The 1,604-nt window shown below is 78.3% G+C and carries 1 pseudogene; it reads right to left on the bottom strand.

From position 1 onward, the window contains the following. Window positions 1-1,604, bottom strand: a pseudogene (locus ACTUAL_RS02905) (hypothetical protein); the annotation flags it as partial.

Consider the following 1,604-nt stretch of genomic DNA (forward strand, 5'->3'; position numbering starts at 1 on the left):
TCCACCGCCTCCACGGCCCGCTCCCACGCCTCCACCGACACCGCCGCGTCCAGCGCCGCCACGGCGTGCTCCCGCGCCTGCTCCGCCTGCCGCCCGTCCTCGTTGCGCCACGCCGCCTCGCGCACCCCCACCGCCGCCGCCAGCACCGCGTCGCCCGCCTCCCGCGCCGCGACCGCCGCCCGCTCCAGCGCCCGGTGCGCCTCGTCGCCCCGCCCCACGGCCCGCAGCGCGTGCGCGTACCAGTGCTCGCCCCACCCGACCGCGTCCGGCGCGCCGATCTCGCGCAGCCGCTCCACCGACTCCTCGGTCAGCGCCAACCCCTCGGCCCCGCGCCCCGACCCGATCACCCACACGCCCAACCAGCAGTGGTTCAGCAAGTGCCTGCGCGGGTCGCCGTGGCGCAGGTGCACCTGCGCCGCCCAGCGCATCCGCAGCTCGGTCTCCTCGCCCTGGAAGAACCGCGCCCGCAGCTCCGCCTGCCGCCCCGCCAAGGGCTTGGGCAGCTCGTCGCCCACCGCCGCCAGGCACGCCCGCGCCTGCTCCTGCTCGCACCGCAGGTCGTGCTGCTCGGCCAGGTCCAGCAGTTCGCCGTCGTCGAGCCCGGCGGGCGGCAGCACGCCGGGGCAGGGGCGGGAGGTCGGGGTCAGCGGCAGGAACCGGGACACCGGGGGCGCCGCCAAGCGGGCCCGCGTCCGGTCGCCGACCGCCGACGTGCGGTTGCGGGCGTCGAACTCCTCGGCCAGCTCCAGCGCCAGCCGCCGCATCCGCCGCGCCACCACCGCGAACGGCACCGAGTTCGGGTCGCCCGCGCCCAGGTCCAGCTGCGTGTCGCCGCGCCCGGCCCTGACCACCCGCTCCGCCAGCACCGCCACCGCCGTCGCGAACCCCAGCACCGCCGACGGCCGCTCCCGCGCCTCGAACCCGCGCATCGGCCCCAACCAGTCCACGGCCGCGTCCTCGTTGCCGGTCAGCGCGCAGAACTCCACGACCCGCCCGTGCTCCTCCACCGCCCGCGCCCGCCCGCTGAGCCCGCGCAGCACCCGCCGGTACGCCAGCGCGGCCCGCTCGCCCATCCCGGCCCTGGCCAGCGGCAGCAGCATCGCGCACCGCACCTTCAGCGCCAACAGGTCGTTCGCGGCGGGATCGGCCAGCACGGGCCCGGCCAGCGCGTGCGCGGTCGCCACCGCCGCCTCGTCGCCGCGCAGCAGCATCCGCTCGACCCCGACCGCCCGGGACCCGCCGTCCTCGGTGTCCGCGCCGCCCGCCGCGACCCACTGCACGTGGGCCCGCTCCTCGGCCTCCCAGTCACCCCGGTGCGCCGCGATCGCCCGCGCCGCCGCGTGCACCGCCCGCAGGCCGTGCCCGCGCTCCCGGCACCGCCGCTCCACGTCGCCCAGCGCGGCGGTGATCTCGTCCAGGCCGAACGTGGGGAAGTCGACCATCCGCCGCACCAGCGCCGCGTACCAGTCGAACAACCCGGCCTCGTCCTCGGGCGAGAACCGCCACGGCTTGCGGTCGTACTCGCGCAGCGCGAGCCTGAGCTCCTCGAACCAGGCCCGGCTCGAGGCCCTCGAGATGAGCCTGCGCCGCAAGGACGGCGCCGC

The sequence above is a fragment of the Actinosynnema sp. genome (assembly GCF_052038725.1).